Annotated in this window: 15 protein-coding genes; 10 read left to right on the forward strand and 5 right to left on the reverse strand. The window is 69.5% G+C overall.

What is annotated here, in order from left to right; genetic code table 11:
- Positions 1–2 precede the first annotated feature (2 nt).
- The 4 genes from ACXKZF_RS00860 to ACXKZF_RS00875 all read left to right on the forward strand — a co-directional run bounded on the left by ACXKZF_RS00860 (position 3) and on the right by ACXKZF_RS00875 (position 6,239).
- Positions 3–2,966, forward strand: coding sequence for an immunoglobulin-like domain-containing protein (locus ACXKZF_RS00860; RefSeq protein ID WP_488985095.1), 2,964 nt, complete (start codon positions 3–5; stop codon positions 2,964–2,966).
- Between the two features lie 109 nt (positions 2,967–3,075).
- On the forward strand, positions 3,076–4,128 hold the full coding sequence (locus ACXKZF_RS00865; RefSeq protein WP_488985096.1) for a permease: 1,053 nt from the start codon (positions 3,076–3,078) through the stop codon (positions 4,126–4,128).
- Positions 4,121–4,879, forward strand: coding sequence for a TIGR03943 family putative permease subunit (locus ACXKZF_RS00870; RefSeq protein ID WP_488985097.1), 759 nt, complete (start codon positions 4,121–4,123; stop codon positions 4,877–4,879). The genes ACXKZF_RS00865 and ACXKZF_RS00870 overlap by 8 nt, the downstream gene beginning before the upstream one ends.
- A complete protein-coding gene (locus ACXKZF_RS00875) occupies positions 4,860–6,239 on the forward strand; it encodes a hypothetical protein (protein WP_488985098.1) in 1,380 nt (459 codons plus the stop codon). The genes ACXKZF_RS00870 and ACXKZF_RS00875 overlap by 20 nt, the downstream gene beginning before the upstream one ends.
- Positions 6,240–6,589: 350 nt before the next feature.
- On the opposite strand, the gene ACXKZF_RS00880 is transcribed toward ACXKZF_RS00875, so the two are convergent.
- Both ACXKZF_RS00880 and ACXKZF_RS00885 read right to left on the reverse strand, forming a co-directional pair.
- Positions 6,590–10,738, reverse strand: coding sequence for a beta-L-arabinofuranosidase domain-containing protein (locus ACXKZF_RS00880; RefSeq protein WP_488985099.1), 4,149 nt, complete (start codon positions 10,736–10,738; stop codon positions 6,590–6,592).
- A 283-nt stretch (positions 10,739–11,021) separates the two neighbouring features.
- On the reverse strand, positions 11,022–12,434 hold the full coding sequence (locus tag ACXKZF_RS00885; RefSeq protein ID WP_488985100.1) for a hypothetical protein: 1,413 nt from the start codon (positions 12,432–12,434) through the stop codon (positions 11,022–11,024).
- A gap of 365 nt (positions 12,435–12,799) precedes the next feature.
- Between ACXKZF_RS00885 and ACXKZF_RS00890 the strand changes: the two genes are divergently transcribed.
- The 4 genes from ACXKZF_RS00890 (at position 12,800) to ACXKZF_RS00905 (ending at position 16,707) form a co-directional block, all read left to right on the forward strand.
- Entirely contained in the window at positions 12,800–14,107 is a 1,308-nt protein-coding gene (locus ACXKZF_RS00890) for an ABC transporter substrate-binding protein (protein ID WP_162240831.1), read from the forward strand.
- Between the two features lie 91 nt (positions 14,108–14,198).
- A complete protein-coding gene (locus ACXKZF_RS00895) occupies positions 14,199–15,071 on the forward strand; it encodes a carbohydrate ABC transporter permease (RefSeq protein ID WP_055959906.1) in 873 nt (290 codons plus the stop codon).
- Positions 15,068–15,967 (forward strand): carbohydrate ABC transporter permease, encoded by a 900-nt coding sequence (locus tag ACXKZF_RS00900; protein WP_055959902.1) that lies wholly within the window; start codon positions 15,068–15,070, stop codon positions 15,965–15,967. The genes ACXKZF_RS00895 and ACXKZF_RS00900 overlap by 4 nt, the downstream gene beginning before the upstream one ends.
- Positions 15,968–15,969: 2 nt before the next feature.
- Positions 15,970–16,707, forward strand: a complete 738-nt coding sequence (locus tag ACXKZF_RS00905; RefSeq protein WP_488985101.1) for an alpha/beta fold hydrolase — start codon at positions 15,970–15,972, stop codon at positions 16,705–16,707.
- A gap of 132 nt (positions 16,708–16,839) precedes the next feature.
- On the opposite strand, the gene ACXKZF_RS00910 is transcribed toward ACXKZF_RS00905, so the two are convergent.
- Genes ACXKZF_RS00910 through hisD form a run of 3 tightly spaced genes read right to left on the reverse strand, consistent with a single transcriptional unit; the run spans position 16,840 to position 19,675 of the window.
- Positions 16,840–17,607: an HpcH/HpaI aldolase family protein gene (locus ACXKZF_RS00910; RefSeq protein WP_055959896.1), complete on the reverse strand. Its 768-nt coding sequence runs from the start codon at positions 17,605–17,607 to the stop codon at positions 16,840–16,842.
- Positions 17,604–18,362, reverse strand: a complete 759-nt coding sequence (locus tag ACXKZF_RS00915; RefSeq protein ID WP_055959893.1) for an SDR family NAD(P)-dependent oxidoreductase — start codon at positions 18,360–18,362, stop codon at positions 17,604–17,606. Before ACXKZF_RS00915 ends, ACXKZF_RS00910 begins: the two co-directional genes overlap by 4 nt.
- The gene (hisD, locus tag ACXKZF_RS00920; protein WP_488985102.1) at positions 18,359–19,675 is read right to left on the reverse strand and encodes a histidinol dehydrogenase; all 1,317 of its coding nucleotides are present in this window, start codon (positions 19,673–19,675) and stop codon (positions 18,359–18,361) included. The genes ACXKZF_RS00915 and hisD overlap by 4 nt, the downstream gene beginning before the upstream one ends.
- Positions 19,676–19,784: 109 nt before the next feature.
- On the opposite strand from hisD, the gene ACXKZF_RS00925 reads away from it, so the two are divergent.
- Together ACXKZF_RS00925 and ACXKZF_RS00930 are read left to right on the forward strand one after the other, a co-directional pair.
- The gene (locus tag ACXKZF_RS00925) at positions 19,785–20,783 is read left to right on the forward strand and encodes a LacI family DNA-binding transcriptional regulator (RefSeq protein ID WP_488985103.1); all 999 of its coding nucleotides are present in this window, start codon (positions 19,785–19,787) and stop codon (positions 20,781–20,783) included.
- Positions 20,784–20,901: 118 nt separating this feature from the next.
- Positions 20,902–21,882 carry an ester cyclase gene (locus ACXKZF_RS00930; protein WP_488985104.1) on the forward strand — a complete coding sequence of 327 codons (981 nt, stop codon included), beginning with the start codon at positions 20,902–20,904 and terminating at the stop codon, positions 21,880–21,882.
- Positions 21,883–21,896 lie beyond the last annotated feature (14 nt).

Consider the following 21,896-nt stretch of genomic DNA (forward strand, 5'->3'; position numbering starts at 1 on the left):
CCATGCTCTCTCACACCCCTTCTCGCCACGGTCTGCGTCGATCGACCGATGAGAACCGCACCGCCGGCGCCGCCTCCGGGACGCGACGAGCGCTCGCCGTCGCGGTGTGCACGGCGGTCGCTGTCAGCGGAGTCCTCGGTGCGGGGGCGGCGACCGCGGCGCCCTCCGGCGTGAGCGACGACGGTCTCGTCGCGCGCTACACGTTCGACGAGACCTCCGGCGACGTGGCCCGCAACACGGCCGACGGCTCCGACGCCGCGGGCGACCCGCTCGATGCGACGGTGCGCAACTACACCGCGTCGCAGCGGGCGGAGGCGGGGACCCTGCAGTTCACCGGGGGCGCCAAGACCTCCACGGGCAACTGGGTCGAGCTGCCCGACGACCTGCTGAAGACCGCCACCTCGGCCACGGTGTCGATCGACGTCAAGGCCGATGCCGCGATGCTCGCCTCGAACCACTTCCTCTGGAACATCGGAAACGACGGGACCCAGCAGTACTGGTTCGCGAACGTCCGCGCGCCGCGCTCGGGGATCACGACGGGTTCCGCCGGGGGTGAGAAGAACGCGACCGCCTACCCGGTGAAGGCGAATCGGTGGCACAGCCTCACCGCCGTCATCGACGCCGACGCCGACACCCTCACCTTCTATACCGACGGTCAGCTGTCGGGGGTCGTCACGACGACGCTCACCCCCGCCGATATTTCGCAGACTCTCAACACGATCGGACGCGCACCGTGGCCCGATGCCTTGTTCAAGGGGACCGTCGGCGCGTTCCACGTCTACGACCGCGCGTTGTCCAGCGGTGAGGTCGTCTCGCTGTCCGAGAGCGACGCCACCACCCACCAGGCGGCGCTCCGTGCCGTCGCCGACACCAAGGCGGCCGCCGTCGATCTGGGCGACACCTCGGCGGTGACCGGCGACCTCGACCTCGGGTTGTTCGGCATCCGGGAGATCTCCTGGTCGTCGTCGAACCCCGCGGTCGTCTCCGCCGACGGCGTCGTGACGCGCCCGGCAGTGGGGGAGCCCGCGGCCACGGTGACGTTGAGTGCGTTGGCCGAGGCCCGTGGAGTCGGGGCGACGGCACCCCGGACGTTCACGGTGGTGGTGCCGGCGCTGACAGCGGCCGATGTCGCGGCCGACCGCGACGCGCTCGGAGTTCCCGCCGTCGTCCGCGGCAACGTGACGCTGCCCTCGCGGGGCGAGCGCGGAGCGCCGGTGGCGTGGACGTCATCGGCTCCCGCCGTCGTCTCCGACCGCGCGGTCGGCGGCGCCGCCGCCGGCGTCGTGACGCGGCCGGCGTGGGGCGCGGACCCCGTGCCGGTCACCCTGACCGCCACGGTCGGGACGGGGGCCGCCGCCGTCACGCGCAGCTTCGCCGTCACCGTCGAACCGGCTCAGCGTCCCGCCGTCGACAGCCGCTACATGTTCGCCTACTTCACCGCCGACACCCTCGACGGAGAGAAGATCTCCCTCGCCGCGTCGCAGGGCAACAGCGCGATGACGTGGGACGTCTTGAACAACGGCACTCCGATCCTGTCGTCGACGCAGGGCACGCGTGGGCTCCGCGACCCGTTCGTCATCCGCTCCGCCGAGGGCGACCGCTTCTTCCTTATCGCCACCGACCTGTCGATCGGCGGCGGCACGTCATGGGAGTCGTCACTGGACGACGGCAGTCGGCACCTCGAGATCTGGGAGTCCACCGACCTGAAGAACTGGTCGGCGCAGCGGCACGTGCCCGTGTCGGGGCCGTTCGCCTCGATGACGTGGGCGCCCGAGGCCTTCTACGACGAGGACGCCGGCGAGTACGTCGTGTACTGGTCGTCGCGGGTGTTCCTGGATGCCACGCGCCCCTACGACAAGGTCGGTACCCCCGACTACACCTATTCGAAGGTCATGTACGCCACCACACGGGACTTCGTCACGTTCTCGGATGCCAAGATCTGGCAGGACGCCGGCGACCGGATCGACTCCACGATGATCGAGGACGACGGCACCTTCTACCGGTTCACCAAGGAGATCACCGGCTGCAACGACGTCGTGCAGGAGTCCGCCTCGTCGCTCTACGCTCTCTCGGTCCCCGGCGACTACGCGTGGACGACCGATGCGACGTGCGTCTCCAAGACCGCCCGCGCAACCGGCCGCACCACCGAGGGGCCGACGGTCTTCCGCGCGAACGCGGGCGATACCGCGCTTCCGGCGGGCGTGGACGAGGGCTTCTACCTCTTCGTGGACGATTTCACGGGGCAGGGGTACCTGCCGCTGTTCACCGAGTCGCTGGCGGCGCCGGCGTGGCGCACCGTGGCCGGCGCACTGCCGAAGTCGCGTCACGGCAGTGTCATGCCGGTCACGCTCAACCAGTGGGAGTCGGCGAAGGGCGTGGCCGCCACGCGGACGGCGACCACGACCTCCCTCGTCGGCGTCGCGGGCGGTGCCGTGCTCGAGCCGGGTGCGAAGGTGGAGGCCGTCGTGGCCGCGACCGACGGCGGCGCCGTCGCCGGGACGGTGCGGTTCGCCTTCGGCGATCGGACGGTCGACGCGCGCGTGATCTCGCGCGACGGGGCATTCGTCGCCGAGGCCGTCATCCCCGAGGTGTCGGGAGATGTGCGCCTGACAGCCGCGTACCAGGGCTTCGACGTCCTCTCGGCCTCCGCGTCCGCACCTGTGGAGGTGCGCGTCGCCGATGCGGCGGCACCGCGCGTAGAGAGCTCCGTCTCGTCGCGGTGCATCGCCGGCAAGGTCACCGTGATGCTCAAGGTGACGAACACGGGATCCGCTCCCGTGTCGGTGGTGGCGTCCAGCGCGTACGGGACGAAGACCTTCTCGGCGCTCGCCGCGGGCGGCACCGCGACGGCGGCGTTCTCGACGCGCGCGGCGGCCATCCCGGCGGGGTCGATGTCGCTCCGCGCCGACGGCGCCGGACAGTCGCGCGAGACGACGGTGCCCATCGAGGCGCACCGGTGCTCTTGACGCACCGCGGTCGCGGGCGGTGGCGTCCCCGGCGATCCGGGGGACAGGCGGTCACGGCCGACCCCGGCGCGAACGCCGCACGCCACCCCCGATAGGACGATCCAGCCCCATGCCCACCCCGCGCAGCTCTTCCGCAGCACCCGCGCGCGCCCGAGCGGAGCCCGCGCCGCCGGCGCTCGGCTCCGGGGCGCGCCGGGTGCTCCTCGTCGCGGCGTCGCTGATCGCGGCCGCGATCGTCGTCCGGTGGCTGACGATCGACGGCGACGGCTCGCTCCCGAGCGCCCTCTCCGACGGTGTCACCCTCGCGGCGAGTGTGGTGATCGAGTCCCTCCCGTTCGTCTTCCTCGGCATCTCCATCTCGATCGCTGTGCAGCTATGGGTCCCCTCCCGGGTGCTGGATGCCGTCATCCCGCGCACCGGTATCCTCCGACGCGCCGTCCTGTCACTGCTCGGGGTCGTCCTCCCGGTGTGCGAGTGCGGCAACGTCCCCTTGGCCCGAGGGCTGATGATGCGCGGGTTCTCGGTCGCCGATTCGGTGACGTTCCTCCTGGCGGCACCCATCCTCAACCCGGTGACCCTCATCACGACCTACCAGGCCTTCGGCTGGAACGACGGCATCCTGGTGTCGCGACTGGTAGGCGGGTTCGTGCTCGCCAACCTCGTGGGCTGGCTCGTGAGCCTGCACCCCGACCCGCAGCGCCTCCTGACGCCGCAGTGGGCCGCGGTGTGCGCCTCTGCCGCGACGTCGGCGCGGGAGCAGGCGACCCTGCGGCGCGCGGCGGTGATGTTCCGCGACGAGGTTTCGGCCATGCTGCCGGCGCTCTTCCTCGGCGCGGCCGTCGCCGGCGTCATCCAGGTGGCGGTGTCGCGCGACACGCTGACGGAGATCGGCGGGCATCCCGTGCTCGGCATACTGGCCCTGATGGTGCTGGCCTTCGTGATCGCCATCTGCTCGAACGTCGACGCGTTCTTCGCGCTGTCGCTGGCGTCATCGTTCTCGCCGGGCGCGCTGGTCGCGTTCCTCGTCCTCGGCCCGATGATCGACGTGAAGATGCTGGTGATGCTCTCGACGACGTTCCGTCTGCGCACGCTCGCCGGGATCACTCTCGTCGTGGCGCTCGGTGCGCTCACCCTCGGTCTGGTGGTGAACCTGCTTGTCTGAACTCGTCTCGCGATGGGCCGGCCTCGCCCTGTGCGGCATCGGTCTCGTCGCCACCCTCGCGCTCGCCGCCGCGGGTGACCTCACGCTGTACATCCACCCCCGTTACGTCGTCTTCACCGTGCTGCTGAGCATCGTGGGGGCGGGGCTCTTCGCGGCGGCGGTCTGGGTCACCGCCACGGGACGCGAGACGGCGCACGACCATGACCATGATCACGACCACGATCACGATCACGACCAGCCCGTCCGGCGCCGCTCGTACCGGATGCTGTCGACGGTCGTGACGGGCACGCTCGTCGTCGTCTCCGCGGCGGCCCTGCTGGTCGCGCCGCCGACGACGCTGAGCGCCGAGCGCGCCCTGTCGAGCGCGAGCGCCGTCGACGGCGGCGGCGACGTGCCCCGCCCGTCGCTCGTCGGCAGCGACCCGACCCGCTTCTCAGTCCGCGACTGGGCGAGCATCCTCGGCAGCGGCGCCACCGCCGACGATCTCGTCGGGCAGCAGGCCGACGTGACGGGGTTCCTGCTGATCGACGGCGACGGTGCCGTCCGCGTCGGACGCTACGCCGTCACCTGCTGCACGGTCGACGCGCAGCTGTTCGCCGTGCCCGTCATCGCCGCCGATCTGCCGAGTGATCTGCGCTCGGGCGACTGGGTGCACCTGACCGGTACTTTCGCCGACGATGGCGGGGCGACCCACCTGAGCCCCGCGACCGTCGACGCCGTGGAGGAGCCCGATGACCCGTACCTCTCCTGAGACGGATGCCGCCCGCCCGCGCTCGTCGCGCCGCTGGGCCGTGGCCGGCATCGCCGTCGTCGCCTGCCTCGCCGCGGTCAGCACGACCCTCGCCGCGGCTGCCCTCGAGCGCGGGCCGCGGATCCGCGGTGTCGACGGCGACCCAGCGCTCGCCGTACAGCAGTCGGGCGTGACGCTGGTGTTCCGCGCCGACCAGCCCCTCGACCCCCGCTCGGGAGAGGGGGTGCGGGTCGAGCCCGCGACGCCCTTCCAGATCGAGGTGACCGGGTCCACGATGCGTCTGCGCTTCACCGACACCGTCGACCACGCCCGGGACTACCGGGTGAGCATTCCGGCGCTGCGCGGGCGGGCGACGGGTGCGACCGCGGAGGCCGCGTTCGACTTCGCCACCCCACCGCTGACCGTCACCACCCTCGAACGCGGCGGGAGCTTCGACCGCACGGGCGGCGCCGACGATCGGATCGTGCGCCACGATCTGTCATCCGGCTCCGACGAGGTGATCTTCTCGGCGCCGCGCATCCAGGAGTACGCCGACGACGGCGACGGGGTGGTCGCCGCGGTGCTCGACGAGGACGGCCGTGCCACCCTGACCCGCGCTGGCCAGGGGGCGGACCCGGTGCCGTTGCCCCTTCCCGGTGACGGGACCGTCGGGTTGTTGCGGGCATCGGCCGACGCCGGGCGCACGGGCTTCGTCTTCACCGGCACGGGGGCGGACGCGCAGCCGTACACCAGCACGCTGTTCCTCGTCGACCCCGCCGATCCCGACGCGGGCGCTCGCGCCGTGCTCGACCTCGACGGACTCGCGCTGCAGGCCGACTCGTGGTTCTTCGTGCCGGGCAGCTCCTACCTCGTCGCGCAGGCGCCCTCGGGGTCGCTCATCCTCGTGGATGCCACCGGCTCGGCGCCCCCGCGTCTGCTCGGGGAGGTCGGGGGGCTGCGCGCGGTGCTACCCGCCTCGACGTCGCTCGTGGTCGACGGTGCAGCGGGTCCGGCCGTGCTCGATCTGACGAACGGCACCCTGAGCGACATCGCCGGCGCCGCCGCCGACGCGGGGTCGACGGGAACGGTGTTCCTCTCCGACTCCTCGTCGGTGCAGTGGACGGCAGAGGACGTCGTGCGCCGGACCGCCTCGGAACCGCCCGTCGGGGTTTTCCGGGCCGGCGCCGGCGGCCGGATCGAAGAGGTCTGCGTCTCGGCCAGCGGGCGGTTCGCGGCGGTCGGGGTGGTCCGCACCGAGGATGAGATCGACGATTACCCCACGCGTGCGGAGTGGCTGGGTCGCACCTCGACCGTGATCGACGTGTCCTCGGGCGCCGCAGTCGCCGAGGTGCCGGGTACGCGTCCGGACTGGTGCGCCTGAGCCGCGTCCCCAGCCGCGGTCGGTATGCCGGGTGCGCGCTCGCGCGAGGCGGCGGCCGCAGGTGCGCGCTCGCGCGGAGGCGATGGCGCGACGCGGCGGCCGCAGGTGCGCGGTCGCGCGGATCCTGGATGCGCAAGACCACGGCATCCGGTGACCCGGAGGAGGTCCCGCGCGCGCCGGGGCCGGTGCACGGCATCCGGATGCCGAGATCCCGCACCGCCGGGGTGCGTGTCCGGTCTCGTCGGCCTCGACGCCGAAACGCCCCGGGCCACCCGTAAAGGATGACCCGGGGCGTTCCCGGTGGTTGCCCCGGGCGGCTGTGCATCGCGCATCAGCCGCCCGGTGACGGTTCAGCCGCAGCTGCGAGCGTCGTACCCCGCCTTCTGCGTGGCGGTCGCCGTCGTACCGTCGACCTGGCCGGCCGCGGTGATCGACACCTCGCCCGCGGCGATCTGCGCCTGACGGGTCGTGAACGCCTGGCTGACGCTCTTGCCCGGTGCGAGGCTCGCGATGCTCTTCTTGCCGAACGCGGTGGTCAGCTCGATCGACACCGGCACGGCGCTGGTGTTCTTCATCGTGGCGGTGAGGGTCACCTTGCCCGCGATGCACCGCGTCGCGGCCGAGAGCTCGGTCGTGATCACGGGGGCGGCGGCGGCCCGCACGATCTGCACGCGGTACGTCTTCGCCGTCGTGTGATCCTGCGCCAGCGAGCGCAGCGTCACCGTCGTCGGCGCGCCGTCGGCGGCCAGGGTGACCGTGCGCTTCTGCGTGTCGTCGATGAGGATGTCACCGAGGTAGACCAGGCCACTGGGGGTGGCCGGGTCGGCGTCGAACGTCGCCGTCGTCGCGTCGCGCGAAACCGTGACGGTGTAGTCGTAGGTTCCGTCGGTCAGCTTCGGGCTGATGGTGCCGCCGTCGAAGGTGAGCGCGTTCAAGTCGGCGTCGGTCGCGAACGTCGTCGTCGTGGTCGTGTAGACCCCGAACACGCCACCGACGTTGCTGGTGGTGCCGGTGCCCTGGAAGCGCACGGTGATGATGGGGATCTTGTTCCCCTTCTCATCGAGCACGTAGGCGCCGGACTGGTCGCGCTTGTAGCGGTCCTTCGCGGCGATGTCGGCCAGTGCCGAGGCGGGGATCTCGTCGTACTGGATGTAGAACGAGTTCGCCCCGTTGGCGTTGGTGAGGCGCTCGGTCTTCAGTTTGACGTCGTTGATGTAGACGTCGAACGTCCGGCCGTTGTCGCCACCGAAGTACCGCACACCGAGGTAGTTCTTCGGAGCGGACGGGTCGACGGCCATGTCGTACTGGAAGAACGCCTCGGGCGACCGCTCGCCGTCGCGGTACTGCTGTCCGAGGTGGGTGCCGACCGACGATCGGTTGAACTTGTAGTTCTTCCCGGCCTCGCTGTTGTTGTTGTCGAACGAGGTGAGGGAGTCCGTCGTCATCTCGTCGATGCGGAGCTTCTCCTTGTCGCTCTTGATGAGCGCCTGCGCGGCGGCGGAATCCGGCTGGATGAGGTTCATGTACAGCGCGTATCGGGCGTTGTACATGCTGTAGTACGGCTCGAAGGTCAGTGCCGAGGAGGCGGCATCGACGTTCTGCAGCTTGAACTTCATGACGGTGCGACCGTTGTTGTCCGCTGCGTTGGCCTGACGGACGAGGTTCTTCTCGATGTCCTTCTTGAAGGCTTCGACGTCGCCGACGCGCACGCTGTTGGTGACCGACTTGTCGGCGACGCTCATGCGGACGAGGATGCCGGCGGGCGAGGTCGCCTCGACGTTGCTGCGGTTGAGTTCAGCCGAGAGCACGACGGGGCCGTAGCGGAATGCCACCCAGTTCGGGTCCTCGGTGCCCGCTTCGACGGTCACCTTGGCGGGGAGCTTGTACGAGATCGTGTCGCCGGCGGACACCGGAACGACCACGTACCCCTTGTCGGTGGCGGCGGCGACGTCGCGCGTCTGGCCGTTCACCGTGAGGCTGGGGTTCGGCGACCACGACGGGACCCGCAGGCGCAGGGTGGTCCCCGCGGCCAGCGCACCGCCGTCGGCCGCTGCGACCGCGAAGGTGACGGTGTCGGTGTTCGGCACGTCGGCGGTCTGGGTCAGCTTCAGGTTGTGCTGCACCGAGGTGAACTCGGTCGAGCGGAACATGTTGACGTAGATCGACGAACCCTTGCGGAAGTAGATCGAGTCACCGAGCTTGGTGAAGCTCTCGGTGGCCGTGCCGTGGTCGCACCAGAACTCGTCTTCCTTCTTGCCGAAGACCTTGGCGTACCCGGCCGTCTGCGGCTGGAAGTACGTCATCATGCCCGTCTCGGGGTTCTGCGAGGCGAGGATCGTGTTGATGTAGGTGTTCTCGTAGTAGTCGGCGTACTTCACGTCGGGGCTCACACGGAACAGCGCGTGCGTGAGCTTGAGCATGTTGTACTCGTTGCAGCCCTCGACGGTCGACTGCTCGCCGTAGCCGCTGGTGATGCCGTTGGTGGCGAACTCGTGCAGCGTGCCGGGCTCCTGGAAGTGCTCCGAGTAGCTGTTACCGCCGCCGATGTAGGAGTGGTCGTTCACGACCATCTGCCAGAAGTTCTGGGCGGCCTGACGGTACATGTCGAGGTCCGACTTCTCCGTCGCGGTCAGACGCGCGTACAGGGTGGGGTTGTCGGTGAAGACCGTGTAGCGCTTGAGGGCGCCGATGAGCTTGGGCACGGTGGTGTTGGCATGCTTGCCGGCCAGGACGTCCTGGTTGGCGGCGAGCTGACGGAACAGCGAGACCTCGTCGAAGAGCTCGGCGGCCTTCTTGTGCTGGTCGTTCTCGGTGATGCTGTACAGCTCGTACAGGGCCTCGTTCATGCCGCCGTACTCGGTGCTCAGCAGCGCGCTCGGGTTGGCCTGACGGGAGCCCCAGACGCTGAGCCAGGAGCCGAAGCCGCTGGCGACGGACAGTGCCTTGTCGGCGACGTCCTTGGGTGCGTACTGGTTCGCGTCGAGCAGGCCGGCCAGTACCTTGTGCAGGTTGTAGAACGGCACGATCAGACCGTCGCTGCCGTGCGGCAGGTACGACGCGGGGAACGGTGCGACGTAACCGGCGTTGGAGGGGTCCTTCTGGGCGTACGCGGCCTGAGCGGCGGCGAGCCCGTCGACCGCGGTGGTGAGCTTGGCGAGCAGCTGTGCCTTGCGGCCGGCGTCGGTCTCGGTCGAGTAGGCCTGCGACAGCGCCGACATGAAGTGACCGAAGAAGTGACCCTGGAAGCGCGCACCGGTGGTGCGCTCCCATCCGCCGTAGGGCTGAACCGTGGTGGGGATGCCGGCCAGCTGGTCGAACGAGTAGAGGAACCGCTTCGGGTCGAGCGTGAGCAGCCAGTCCACCATCTTGGTGTTGCTGTTCTGCAGGTAGGGGTCGTTGATCAGCACCTCGTTGAGGTCTGTGTCGTCGACGTAGATCGACGTGGACGCGCCCTGGGGTGCCACCTCGACGGTGAAGGTCTTGGTGCGCGGGGCGCTGCCGGCGTAGGTCGCGGTCGCTGTCAGTGTGACGGTGGCCGCCGCGTCCTTGGGGCGCGTGACGGTGGCCTGACCGCCGTTGATCGAGATGACACCGGGAGCGGAGGACGCCCACGTGAACGCGGTGCCGTTCGAGGCGGTCGTGGTCAGACCGAAGTTCGCGGAGGCGCTACCGGGAACGCTCAGCTGCTCGAGCGCGCGTCCGGCGACGTCGGCCGGGTCGAAGGCCGGGTTGTTCGCCTTCGTCAGGGCGACGACATCCGACGCCGACGCGACGCTGTTGTAGAGGGCGTAGTCGTCGAGCGCACCACGGACGTAGGCGCCGTTGTACTGCGGGCCGTTGAAGCCGATCGACTTGGTCGTGGTGGTGTCGGAGGTCAGCGCGCCGGTGGCGGCGCCGCCCGTCGCGTACGCGACCGAGGAGACCTGCTGCTCGCCGTTGCGGTAGAAGGTGACCGCCTTGGTGGCCTGGTCGTAGGTGACGGCGACGTGCGTCCACTGCCCGGCCGGGAAGAACGTGTCGCGCGGTCCGTTCACCGTGACCTTGTAGGGCTGACCGCCACCGGGGCCGATCGAGAGGGCGAGAGGGGTGTTGGCGTTCTCGGCGGTGAGGTACCAGCCCGCAGAGTTGTAGACGCTCTTGTTCCAGGTGAACACCTGCTCGCCGGTGCCCATCGACCCGTCGGGCTTGAACCAGAACGAGAGGGTCAGGTTCTCGGGCTGCAGCGCGGCGCTGGTGCCGAGGCTGACCGCGTCGGTGCCGCGCAGGCTCAGTGCACGGTCGTGGATGCCGTCGACGTAGGCCGCTTGACCGCGCAGCATCGAGGTGGCGATCTTGTTGGGACCGGCATCCGTGAGGGAGTCGTCGAAGCGCAGGTCGAGGACCTTGGAGGAGTCCAACGTGGGTGCCGCCGTGGCGGCTGTGGGAGCGATCACCGCCAATCCGCTGGCGATCATCATCGCGGTCGCGCTGAGCGCCACCGTCTTTCGGATTCGGGACATCGATGTTCCTCTCTGCGGCTCTGCAGAAGTTCGGTGGTGCGATCTCGGGACTGTCGGACTCGAGGGAAGGGGCGTTCGTCGGGAGCCTTCCGTGAGTGCCGACGGCTTCATGTTAGTGCTAACAAACGCGAATGCCCAGCGTATTATCCAAGGCTCATCGTGGCCCTGTTCATGACCGCGCTGTGTTCACGTCAACACGATCGTGGGTCCCGCGGCCGTCGCGATGCGCGTGACGGCCGACCGCCCCTCACGCCGGGTGCGACGGGCCCGCGTCGTTTTGCGGCTATCGGGAGACGTACGGGGCGGTGATGCTGCGTGTCGATGTCGTGTCGCCCGCGCGGGTCGACAACGTCACCGTCGCCTCACCCGCCGGAGGGACCGACTGACGCGTGTTCATGGTGGCCGTCACCTTCTTGCCCGGGGCGACCGAGGTGAAGGTCTTCTTCCCGTAGAGGGTTGCGATCTCCATGTCGACGGCGACGGTGGATCGGTTCGTGACGGAGACGATCACGTGCGTCGACCCGCCGATCTTCCGCGTCGAGGCGACGGCGTCGGCCTCGAGGGCCGGCGTCGTGACCGGCGCGCACGTGCGCTCGACGGTCACGTCGGCGCGGTCGGTTCCGGATGCCACGGGGGACCACGAGACCGTCGTGCCGTCGGTGAGGGTGACGGCCTCGTCCGCCCGGACGAGCTGAGCCCAGTCGCTGGAGTCGCCGGGGCGCTCGAGCACGGTGGCCCCGAACGGCACCTCCGGGTCGGTGCGCAGGATCTGCAGTCCGGACGACCCCGGCGTGAACGCCCATCCGCTGACATGCAGGGGGGCGTACTTCGCGCTGGCGCCACCGTCGCGGTAATCGACCCAGTAGCGCACGCCGGGCTCGACCGCGCTCTCCCATGAGATCGCACCACGATCGCGTGCACCGGCCGCGACCGAGGCGACGGTGGCGGTCGCGGTCGTGTCGCACCGCGGGACGAGCCGGGTCGGCAGCAGGCCGAGGCGATCGAGCGACGGGCTCGAGAACGGCGTGAGGGTCCAGCTGCCGCCCATGTTGTCGAGTCGGTTGCCGTACTCCTGGCGGTCGCAGTCTGCGGGGGTGCGGCCATCCACCGCACGGAAGTCCCAGGTGTCCGTGCACGCCGTCGAGAAGGCGTGGGCCTGCGACATGTTGTGGCCCCACTCGTGCGCCAGTGTCGACGCGTCGGGACCGGGCTGGAACGTGCGGCCACCGGCATCCACCGACCAGCCCTGCTCACCGTTGGCCCAGCCCGGGCACGGGTCGCCGTACGGCACCATCACCGTCAGGTGACGGCCGTTGCCGCGCTCCCAGCCGAGTTGCTGCGCGGCGAAGTCCTGCCAGACGCTCTCCCACGAGCACGGTGCGTCGTTCGGCGCCGCCATCCACTCGGTGACCTGCTCGATCTCGACCGTCAGTGCGCCGTCGGTCTCGCGCGAGAGGAACTCGGCAGCGGCGTTCGCCGAGGCCACCGCGTCGTCGCGGGAGAAGTTCGGTTGCGTCCCCGGGGGAGCGACCAGCGCGATCGTCACGCGTGCCGTGCGCGGCTGGACGTCGCGCGTGACGACGTCGAACCCGGCGGGCGCGTCCGCGATCTCCGCCACCGCGGGCGGTGCGACGAGAAGACCGGCCAGAACGAGGAGCGAGCCCGCGACCGCGGATCCGTGCAGCAGTCTTCGCATCTTCGCCTCCATCGGCGGACCGGGTCGGTGAGATGTTATCGCTCACAAATCCCGCGCTGCAACCATCGTGGGCGATCGCCGTTCCGACGCGGTCCGCGGGACGCGCTGTCGATGTGCCTCCGGGCAGAAAACGCGCCGCCGGCGCCGCCTTCCGGGTCGTGCGGGGAGCCCGACGGGCCGCTCCACGCGGGTGGCCGCCGGCGGGAGGGGTGCAGGATGCCGTCGCTGTCCGCTCTCCCGCGCGGCATCTCGCCCGCGGCGGTCCGGGCGGAATTGATTATACGTATTCACGAAACAAGATCGTTACCAGAACACTTGCGCACTTAGGCTTCCCTAAACGCTGTGCATACGTATACGGTTTGGCCATGTCATCCACAAGGAAGCGCGCTATCACCTTTGTCGCCATGGCGGCCCTGGGTGCACTCGCCCTCTCGGGATGCGGCGCGGGTAGCCGCACGGGAAACGAGAATGCCACCGAGGTCGCCTGCGACTACACAGCACCCGAATCCGCGACCACGGTCAACGTGCTCGCCTACAACTCCTCCGCCATCGATCCGTTCACCGACACGATGGTCTCCAGCTGCACGAAGGACGACGTCACGGTCAAGCACGACCCGATCGACTTCGGCGGCCAGGTGACCAAGACGACTGCGACCCTCTCGGGCGAGACGGGCAGCTACGACATCGTCGAGACGTACGGCTTCGTCATCCCGAGCCTCGCCGTCGACGACAAGCTCGTCCCCCTCGACGACCTGTTCGCCGAGTACGCCGACAAGTACGACCTGAACGCCATCAGCGAGTCGATGCGCCAGGGCATGTCGTACGACGGCAAGCTCTACGCGCTGCCGATGCAGGCGCAGATGTTCGTCATGGCGTACCGCACCGACGTGTTCGATGAGCTGGGGCTCGAGGTGCCGCAGACGTTCGACGACATGATCGCCGCCGCCGAGGCGATCAAGGCGTCGGGCAAGATGCAGTACCCGATCGCCCTCCCGTGGCTGGCCACCGCCGACGTCGCGACGAGCTTCCAAGCGGTCATGAACTCGCTGGGCGCCGACTTCGTCACCGCCGACGGAGAAGTGACGCTCGACACCCCGGAGGCGAAGGAGGCGTTGCAGGCCATGCAGAGCCTGCAGCCGTACATGGACCCGCAGGTGACCACCTTCGACCAGCCCAAGGTGCAGCAGCAGATGTACAACGACACCGCGGCCATGTCGATCATGTTCTCCGGCCGCATGAGCGACCTGACGAACGCGGAGAACAGCAAGCTGTCCGAGAACTTCGGCTTCGCGGCACCGCCGAAGGTCTCGTCGTCGGCGCCGTACCTGTACGACCGGTTGTCCATCGACGGATGGTCGATCCCGTTCAACACCAAGCTGGATCACAAGATGCTGTTCGAGATGATGGCCTCGGCTGTCAGCGAAGACGCGTCGACGGCGTCGGTCCCGGCGGCCTACCCCGCCCGCGAGGGAATGGTCACCGCCGAGAACTCGCCCTACGGTCAGGCGGCCAACGACTCCATCGCGGGTGCGATGCCGCCGGTGGTCTCGCCCGTCCTCGCGCCGATCAGCAATGAGATCACGCCGATCGTCGCGCAGTTCCTCGCCGGTGGGCTGTCGGTCGACGAGGCGGCCACGCAGATGCAGGCAGCGGGGGAGAAGATCGCGGGCTGACCCCCGCGATCACCTCCCACCAATGGTGACGTAGTGAGTCCCGACCCGGTCGACGACGACCGGGTCGGGATGCACCGAGAGGAGACGTTTCGTGAAAGCACGTGAATTCTGGGTGTTGTTCGCCCCCAGCCTGGCCATCATGAGCGCCCTTCTGGTGTTCCCCCTCCTGCGCACCGTGCAGTGGAGCCTCGAGAACGTGCGGTACGGCGTTCCGGGCACCTTCGTCGGGCTGGCGAACTTCACCGACGCCCTGAGCGACCCCCGCTTCCATCGGGCGGTGGTGTTCACCGTGGTCGTGACGCTCGTCACCACGGCCATCCTGCTCGTCTTCGGTTACCTGATCGCCATCGCGGTCAACACTCTGCGGCTGTCTCGGCCGCTGGTGCTCGGCATCATGCTGGTGTCGTACGTGCTCCCCAACCTCGTCGGAGCGGTCGCATTCTCGTGGCTGTTCGACGACAACTTCGGCGGCGTGGTCAACAGACTGATCGGGCTCCTCGGCGGGACCCAGGTGCTCTGGTTCACCGATCAGGTGCCGAACGCCCTGCTGGTCATCCTCAACACCGTCTGGCAGATGCTGCCCTTCGCGATGCTCATTATCCTCGCCGGCCTTCAGGGCGTCCCCGTCGAGCTGCGCGAAGCCGCCCGCATCGACGGCGCCAACGCCTTCCAGACGCATCTGAGCGTCATCATCCCCACCATCCGCGGGGTGCTGGGCTTCGTCTGCCTCATCACGATCATGGACGTGCTGCGCATCTTCGACGCCCTCATCCCCCTGTCGCCACAGGCGGAGACGATCGGCAACGAGTCGATCATGTTGTACGTCTATGCCGTCGCCTTCGCCAACGGCGCGCAGGAGCTCGGCCTCGGCAGCGCCATCAACGTCCTGACCATCCTGCTCATCCTGGTCATGCTCATCCCCTTCATCCGGGGCATCTTCAAGGAAGCGAAGGCCGCCCGATGACCCTCAGCAGCGAGGCGCTGTCCACTCGCGCCATCACCACCGGCGACATCGAGGGCAAGAGTCGCCGACCTCGACCGCGGCGGCGCATCGTGAGCGTGACGGGCTTGCTCCTCGGCATCCTGTGCTTCCTCATGCTGAGCCCGTTCGTCTGGATGATGCTGTCGGTGACGAAGCCGACGGACGTCGCCTTCGCCAACCCGCCGGTCCTCTCGGGCTACGAGCCGACGTTGAAGGCTTTCGTCGACCTGTGGGAGACGACGTACTTCTCCGACTACCTGATCAACACGCTGGCCGTCGCGGTCATCTCCACGTTGCTCGCTCTCATCATCGGCATCCCCGCCGCCTACGCGCTCTCGCGCTTCCCGAGCTACATCTCGGCGCTCCTGCTCGTGCTCGCCCTCATCTTCCGTGCCCTGCCGCGATTCGCCGTGGTGCTGCCGATGTACGACATCAGCCGCGCGCTCGGCATCTACGACACCCAGTTCGCCCTTGCCATCGCGCTCGTGGCGATCAATCAACCGTTCACGATCTGGCTGCTGCGCAACTTCTTCGCCGAGATCCCCCGCGAGCTCGACGAGGCGGCCATGATCGACGGCTGCACGCGCATCGGCATGCTGCGGCGCGTCATGATCCCGCTCATGGGACCCGGCATCCTCACCGCCGGCATCTTCGTCTTCCTGTTCGCGTTCCAGGAGTACCTCACCGCGCTGGTCCTCACCGACACGTCGTCGAAGACCGTGCCGGTGTTCATCGCGACCCAGCTGGGCCAGACGCTGCCGATGCTCCAGCAGGCGGGGGCGGCGTCGATGCTCCTCACGATCCCGGTCGTGGTCATCGCCTTCATCGCCCAGAAGTATCTCGTAGCCGGTCTGAGCGACGGCGCCGTCAAGGGGTGAGCGTGCCCGCCGTGCCGCTCGTCCTGTTGGCGGGGATGAACTGCACGCCCGATCTGTGGACGGGATGCGGGCTCGACGACGCGCTCACCCCTGCGGTGGATGCGGACGCTCTCGATGCCCAGGTCGATCGACTGCTGCGGGACCTGCCGCGCACCTTCGTGATCGGCGGTCTGTCGCTCGGCGCGATCGTGGCGATGGCGGTGACCGTGCGCGCGCCGGAGCGGGTGCTCGGCCTCTGCGTCACGGCGACGAATGCGAAGGCCCCCACGCCGGCGCAACGGGTGGGATGGGCGGGCTGGCTCGATCGTCTGTCGGCGGGCGAGACGCCGGCCGATCTTCAGTCCGGCATCCTGCCCGCGCTCCTTTCGGAACGTGTGCGCGCGACCCGGCCCGATCTGGTCGAGCGCACGCTGCGCATGGCGGAGCAGACCCCGGATGCCGTGCTGGCGGCGCAACTGCACCTGCAGGCGACGCGCGTCGACCTGTTGCCGGGGCTCCGCGCGGTTCACGTACCGTCGCTCGTGATCGCCGGCCGGGAGGACGCGCTGTGTCCGCCGGGCTTCCACGACGAGATCGCGAGGGCGCTCGCGGGGTCGCGGCGCGAGCAGCTCGACGCGGGCCACCTCGTGCCGCTCGAGCGCCCCGTCGAGTTCGGCGCCCTCGTGCGCGACTGGCGCGCCGGTGTGGATGCCGAGACGCTCGGTCCCCGGTCGCGCGCGGGCCGCGCCGGTGCGTCGTGAGCGGACGACGCTCGCCTCCGCGGCCGCACCCCGGCGGCGCCGCGTGCGGGCGCCGCCGCGGGCGCGCAGGCACCGTCTCGGACCGCGCACGGGTGCAGCGGCCGGCGGCGCGAAGTGGCGTCGCGGGCGGGCTCAGTCGCCGGCGGCCCGCAGGCCGCGCAGGTGCGTCATGAGGGACGACGCGAGGTTGTAGACCACGAGCCGTGCGCCGTCGTCGAAGGCGGCGGAGGCGGCGGCGGCGGTCCCCACGATGTCCATGCGCATCTTGCCCGTCGCAGCCACCGCCCGATTGACGATCGCGGTGGCCTCGGCGACGGGGAGGTCGGCGGCTCCGGACGAGGCGGCGAGGTCGGCCGGTCCGATCATGATCCCGTCGAGGCCCGGGGTGCTCGCGATCCCGTGGGCCGCTGAAACGCCCGTCGGTGACTCGATCATCGCGAGTACGAGGGTGTTCTCCCGGTACCAGTCGCGGTGCTGGTCGGGAGGCGTCTCGCCGAAGAACCCGGCGCGGCTGTAGGTGGCGAAGCCGCGGGTACCGAGGGGCGGGTAGTGCGCCGCGGCGACCACCGCGGCCGCTGCCTCGGCATCGTCGACGTGGGGGACCAGCACGCCCTGCGCACCCTGATCGAGCACGCGGAGCACCATGCCGGGGTCGTCCTCGCCCACCCGGACGATGACCGGGACTCCGTGCAGGCCCGCCACGGCGATGTGCTGGCGCAGGGCGATGACGTCGGCGGGGCCGTGCTCGGCGTCGATGAGCACGAAGTCGAAGCCCGAGACGGCGAGCATCTCGACGAGCTCCTCGCCCGGCATGCGCAGCAGTGCGCCGATGAGACGCTCTCCCGCCTCCGCCCGGGCGCGGAGGGACGCCGGGCGAGGCGCTCGAGGGGACGCACTCACGCGATCATCCCCGCCGAGAGATCGACGTCGGCTCCGCACATCCCGGGCATCGACAGCATCGCCACCACGGCGGCGCCGACCTCGTCCTCGGTGATCATGCGGCCCAGAGCCGCGCGCGAGACGAAGGCGGTCTCGGCATCCTCGATGCTCTTCCCCGAGCGTTCCGCCTCGAGCCGGAAGTTGCGCGACATGCGTTCCCCGGCGACGGGCCCCGGCGACAGTGTGTTGACGTTCACGCCGGCGGGCCCCACCTCGAACGCGAGGGTCGAGGTCAGGCCCAGGACCGCCATCTTCGACGCGGTGTAGGGGGTGCGGTGCGCCAGAGGCCGTTTGCCCGAGACGGAGGCGATGTTGATCACGTCGCCGCCGCCGCGCTCCACCATCGCCGGCAGGAACGCCCGGCACAGCAGGAACGTCCCGCGCACGTTGACGGCGAACACCTCGTCCCATTCGGCGACGCCGATGTCGGTGAGAGCGGCGACGGGCCCGGCGATCCCGGCGTTGTTGACCAGGATCGAGATCTCGGTGTCTGCGAGATCGTCGCGCAGGCGCGCGACCGACGCCTCGTCGGAGACGTCGCAGACGAACGCGCGGGCGGAGTCGGGCAGCTCGGCCGCGACCGCATCGAGCTTGCGCGCATCACGACCGACGACGACGAGATCGGCGCCGGCACGCGACAGCGCGCGGGCGATGGCCGCCCCCAGACCGCTCCCACCGCCGGTGACCAGCGCCGTCCGCCCGCGGAGCTCCGTCATCGTGCGCCCGCCCGGCTCTCCTCGATCCAGGGGAACGTCGCGCCGCCGTGACGCCATGCGCGTGCGTCGCCCGAACGCGCGTGTCCCTCGAACAGCTCCACGCGCGCAGCGCGGCCGCAGACCTCGCCGAGCATCGCCGACGAGGCGGGGTCGGTGATCTCCTGGTACGTGATGGTGCGCAGGTACTTGCCCACCCACAGGCCCCCCGTGTAGCGCGCGGCGCCGAGGGTCGGCAGCACGTGGTTGGTGCCGATGACCTTGTCGCCGTACGACACGCACGTGTTCTCGCCGAGGAAGAGGGCGCCGTAGTCGTGCATCTTCTCGAGCGCGGCGCGGGGTTCGTTCGTGAAGATCTGCACGTGCTCGAAGGCGAACGAGTCGGCGAGGGCGTAGGCCTCGTCGAGGTCGTCGACCACGATCACCTGTCCCCAGTCGCGCCACGCGGGCTCGGCGTAGTCCCGGGTCGACATGCCGGGAAGGATCTCTTCGACCAGTTCCATCACCCGCTCGCCGAGCGCCCGCGAGGTCGTGATGAGCACGGCCGGCGACTCGGGTCCGTGCTCCGCCTGCGACAGCAGGTCGACCGCGGTGAGGAACGGGTCGGCGTCGTCATCGGCGACGATCAGGATCTCCGTGGGGCCGGCGAACAGGTCGATGCCCACCTCGCCGAACAGCTGACGCTTCGCTTCGGCGACGTACGCGTTGCCGGGGCCGGCGATCATGTTGACGGGGGCGATGGTCTCGGTTCCGACGGCCATCGCGGTGATCGCCTGCACGCCGCCGAGGATGTAGATCTCGTCGGCCCCGGCAAGCTTCATCGCCGCGACGGTGGCCGCGGGGATCTCGCCGCGGATCGGCGGGGTGCACGCGACGACGCGGGGAACACCGGCGACCTTCGCCGTGATGATCGTCATGTGCGCGGAGGCCGTCAGCGGGTACTTCCCGCCGGGGATGTACGCGCCGGCGGCGCGGACGGGGACGTGCTTCTGCCCGAGGTGAACCCCCGGCAGCGTCTCGACCTCGATGTCGGTGAGGGAGTCCCGTTGCGCCTGAGCGAAGCGGCGGACCTGATCCTGGACGAAGCGGATGTCATCGATGACCTGGGGTTCGAGTGTTGCCATGATCCGGTCGACATCGGCGTCGTCGAGCCGGAACGGCCCCTCCCACCGGTCGAACGTCGATGCGTATCGGCGGACGGCATCGTCGCCGTGTTCGCGGATGTCACCGATGATCGTGCCGACGGTCGCCGCGACGTCGCTCTGCGCGGTGTCGGTGAACGACTTGGTGGGAGCCTTCTTCAGGTACAGGGGCATCATCGCTTCCTTCGTTTGCATACGTATGCTCTCATCATGACTGCGTATGCACACGAGGTCAACCTTTCGCTAGACTTCGACCCTCAGCACCCGATCGCCAGGGGGGTCCATGGCCGTCACGAGCAGAGACGTCGCTCGACTGGCCGGCGTCTCCCAGCCCACCGTGTCGCGCGCCCTCCGCGACGATCCTCGCGTGTCGGAGGAGACGAAGAAGCGCGTCCGCGACGCGGCGATGCTGCTCGGCTACGTCCCGAGCGAGGCGGGGCGGGCCTTGTCGTCCGGGCGCACACGACGTATCGGTCTGCTTGTGACCGACCTCGAGAACCAGTTCTACGCCCACATCATCGCGCCCCTGCATCGTGAGCTCGAGTCCTGCGGGTACCAATTGGTGCTCCATACCGAGACGGCCGACGAGTCTGTCGCCGAGCGCCTCATCGCCAATGGCCTGGACGGCGTCATCCTGGCCACCACGACCGTGGAGTCGGTCGTGCCCCTTCGGCTGCGCGACCGAGGGCTGCCGTTCGTGTATTTCAACCGCACGGCGGCGCTGGTCGACGCGGATGCCACGGTCGTCGCTCCCGGACGGGGGTTCGAGGTCGCCGTCGACCGCGCGCTGGCACTCGGCCATCGACGCATCGGGGCCGTGCTCGGCCCGCAGAACACCAGCACGGGACGTTCGAGGGAGGTGGCGCTGCGTGCGGCGCTGGCCGCGAAGGGCATCCCGCTGGAGGCCGGAGTCGTGCGCCACGGCCCGTTCGACACGGCGGCCGGGGACTCCGCGACCGCCGAACTGCTGGCCCTGCCCGATCCGCCGACCCTCATCTTCTGCGGCAACGACGTCATGGCGTACGGCGCGCTGAACGCGGCTCGTCGGGCCGGTGCGACGGTGCCCGGCGACATCTCGATCATCGGATTCGACGATCTGCCCCCGGCGTCCTGGCCCATCCTGGAGCTGTCCACGATCGCGTACGACTACGTCCAGATGGCCCGCGAGGCGGGTCGGCTCATGGTCCAGCGCATCGAGGAGCGCCCGGAGGAGTTCGCACACGTCGAGTTCGCGACGACGTTCGTCGAGCGGCGGACGTTGAGCGCACCGAACGGCCACTGAGCCCACAGCCGGGCTCTCTCCATCGCGAGCGATGCTTGCATCCGTGTTGTGCATACGCATACACTGCCGACATCGCCCCGCGCGTCCCTCGCGACGCCGCAACCCGAAGGAGCCCAGAGTGCCTCTCGACCCGGTCGCCTACCAGCCGTATGCGGATCCCGACGACTTCATCCGCGAGGTGACGGATCTGATCTGGGTGGATCGGTCGATCAGCTTCATCAGGGACAACTACGAGCCCGACTCGATCGTCCACGGCGCGTACGGAACCTCGACGACCCGCGACGAGGTCATCGAGGGCACGCTGATGCGCATCTCCGCGACCCCCGACCGCACCGGGCAGGCCGAGGACGTCATCTGGGAGGCCCGCGGTGACGACGCCTTCCTCAGCTCGCACCTCGTGCTCTCGGGGCACCTGCAGTCATCCGAATACAGCCGCACCATCGCCAACTGCCTCTACCGTCGGGGTCGCATGGTCGAGGAGTGGGTGGTGCGCGACACCCTCGCCGGGGCACTCGTGCTGCAGAGCGACCTCGACGAACTGGCGCGGGCTCAGGCGTTCCGCGGCTACACCGGCACGTGGACCGAACCGGCACCGGCCGACCCCATCGCCGTGGGCGACTCGGGCCCCCGCCCCGACGAGTACCGCTCCGAGGTGGAGCGGGTCGTCGAGATGATCGAGACGGTGTGGAACGACCGCGACCTGCAGAAGGTCGAGCGCTACTTCCACCGCGACCTCGTCCTGCTCACGGTGGGCAACCGCCTCGTCATCCGCCCCGAGGGCTATCGCCGTGCCCTGCTCCGGTTCCTGGAGTCGTTCCCGTCGGGACGTTTCCAGATCCGCGACATCCAGACCAACTACGACGTGCGCTACGCGGGCCTGCGGGTGGCGGTGACGTGGAAGTTCGTCGGCGACTACAACGGCGTCGCGAACTACGGCCCGCTGACGGGCCGGCCGGTCGACGTGCTGGGCATCTCGCAGTTCACCTTCCACCAGGGCTCCCTCGTCAAAGAGGTGCGGCTGTGGGACGACATCGCGCTGCGCGCGCAGATCGCCGGAATGCGGGGCGACGAGCCCGTCGTCCTGGGAAACATCTACTGATCCAACGAAGGAAG

The organism is Microbacterium sp. ABR10 (assembly GCF_057812175.1).

What these genes read in the sequence shown, in the direction of transcription:
- ACXKZF_RS00860 (WP_488985095.1), top strand. Translation starts at nt 3, where the DNA reads ATGCTCTCTCACACCCCTTCTCGCCACGGTCTGCGTCGATCGACCGAT.
- ACXKZF_RS00865 (WP_488985096.1), top strand. Translation starts at nt 3,076, where the DNA reads ATGCCCACCCCGCGCAGCTCTTCCGCAGCACCCGCGCGCGCCCGAGCG.
- ACXKZF_RS00875 (WP_488985098.1), top strand. Translation starts at nt 4,860, where the DNA reads ATGACCCGTACCTCTCCTGAGACGGATGCCGCCCGCCCGCGCTCGTCG.
- ACXKZF_RS00880 (WP_488985099.1), bottom strand. Translation starts at nt 10,738, where the DNA reads ATGTCCCGAATCCGAAAGACGGTGGCGCTCAGCGCGACCGCGATGATG.
- ACXKZF_RS00885 (WP_488985100.1), bottom strand. Translation starts at nt 12,434, where the DNA reads ATGCGAAGACTGCTGCACGGATCCGCGGTCGCGGGCTCGCTCCTCGTT.
- ACXKZF_RS00890 (WP_162240831.1), top strand. Translation starts at nt 12,800, where the DNA reads ATGTCATCCACAAGGAAGCGCGCTATCACCTTTGTCGCCATGGCGGCC.
- ACXKZF_RS00900 (WP_055959902.1), top strand. Translation starts at nt 15,068, where the DNA reads ATGACCCTCAGCAGCGAGGCGCTGTCCACTCGCGCCATCACCACCGGC.
- ACXKZF_RS00915 (WP_055959893.1), bottom strand. Translation starts at nt 18,362, where the DNA reads ATGACGGAGCTCCGCGGGCGGACGGCGCTGGTCACCGGCGGTGGGAGC.
- hisD (WP_488985102.1), bottom strand. Translation starts at nt 19,675, where the DNA reads ATGCCCCTGTACCTGAAGAAGGCTCCCACCAAGTCGTTCACCGACACC.
- ACXKZF_RS00925 (WP_488985103.1), top strand. Translation starts at nt 19,785, where the DNA reads ATGGCCGTCACGAGCAGAGACGTCGCTCGACTGGCCGGCGTCTCCCAG.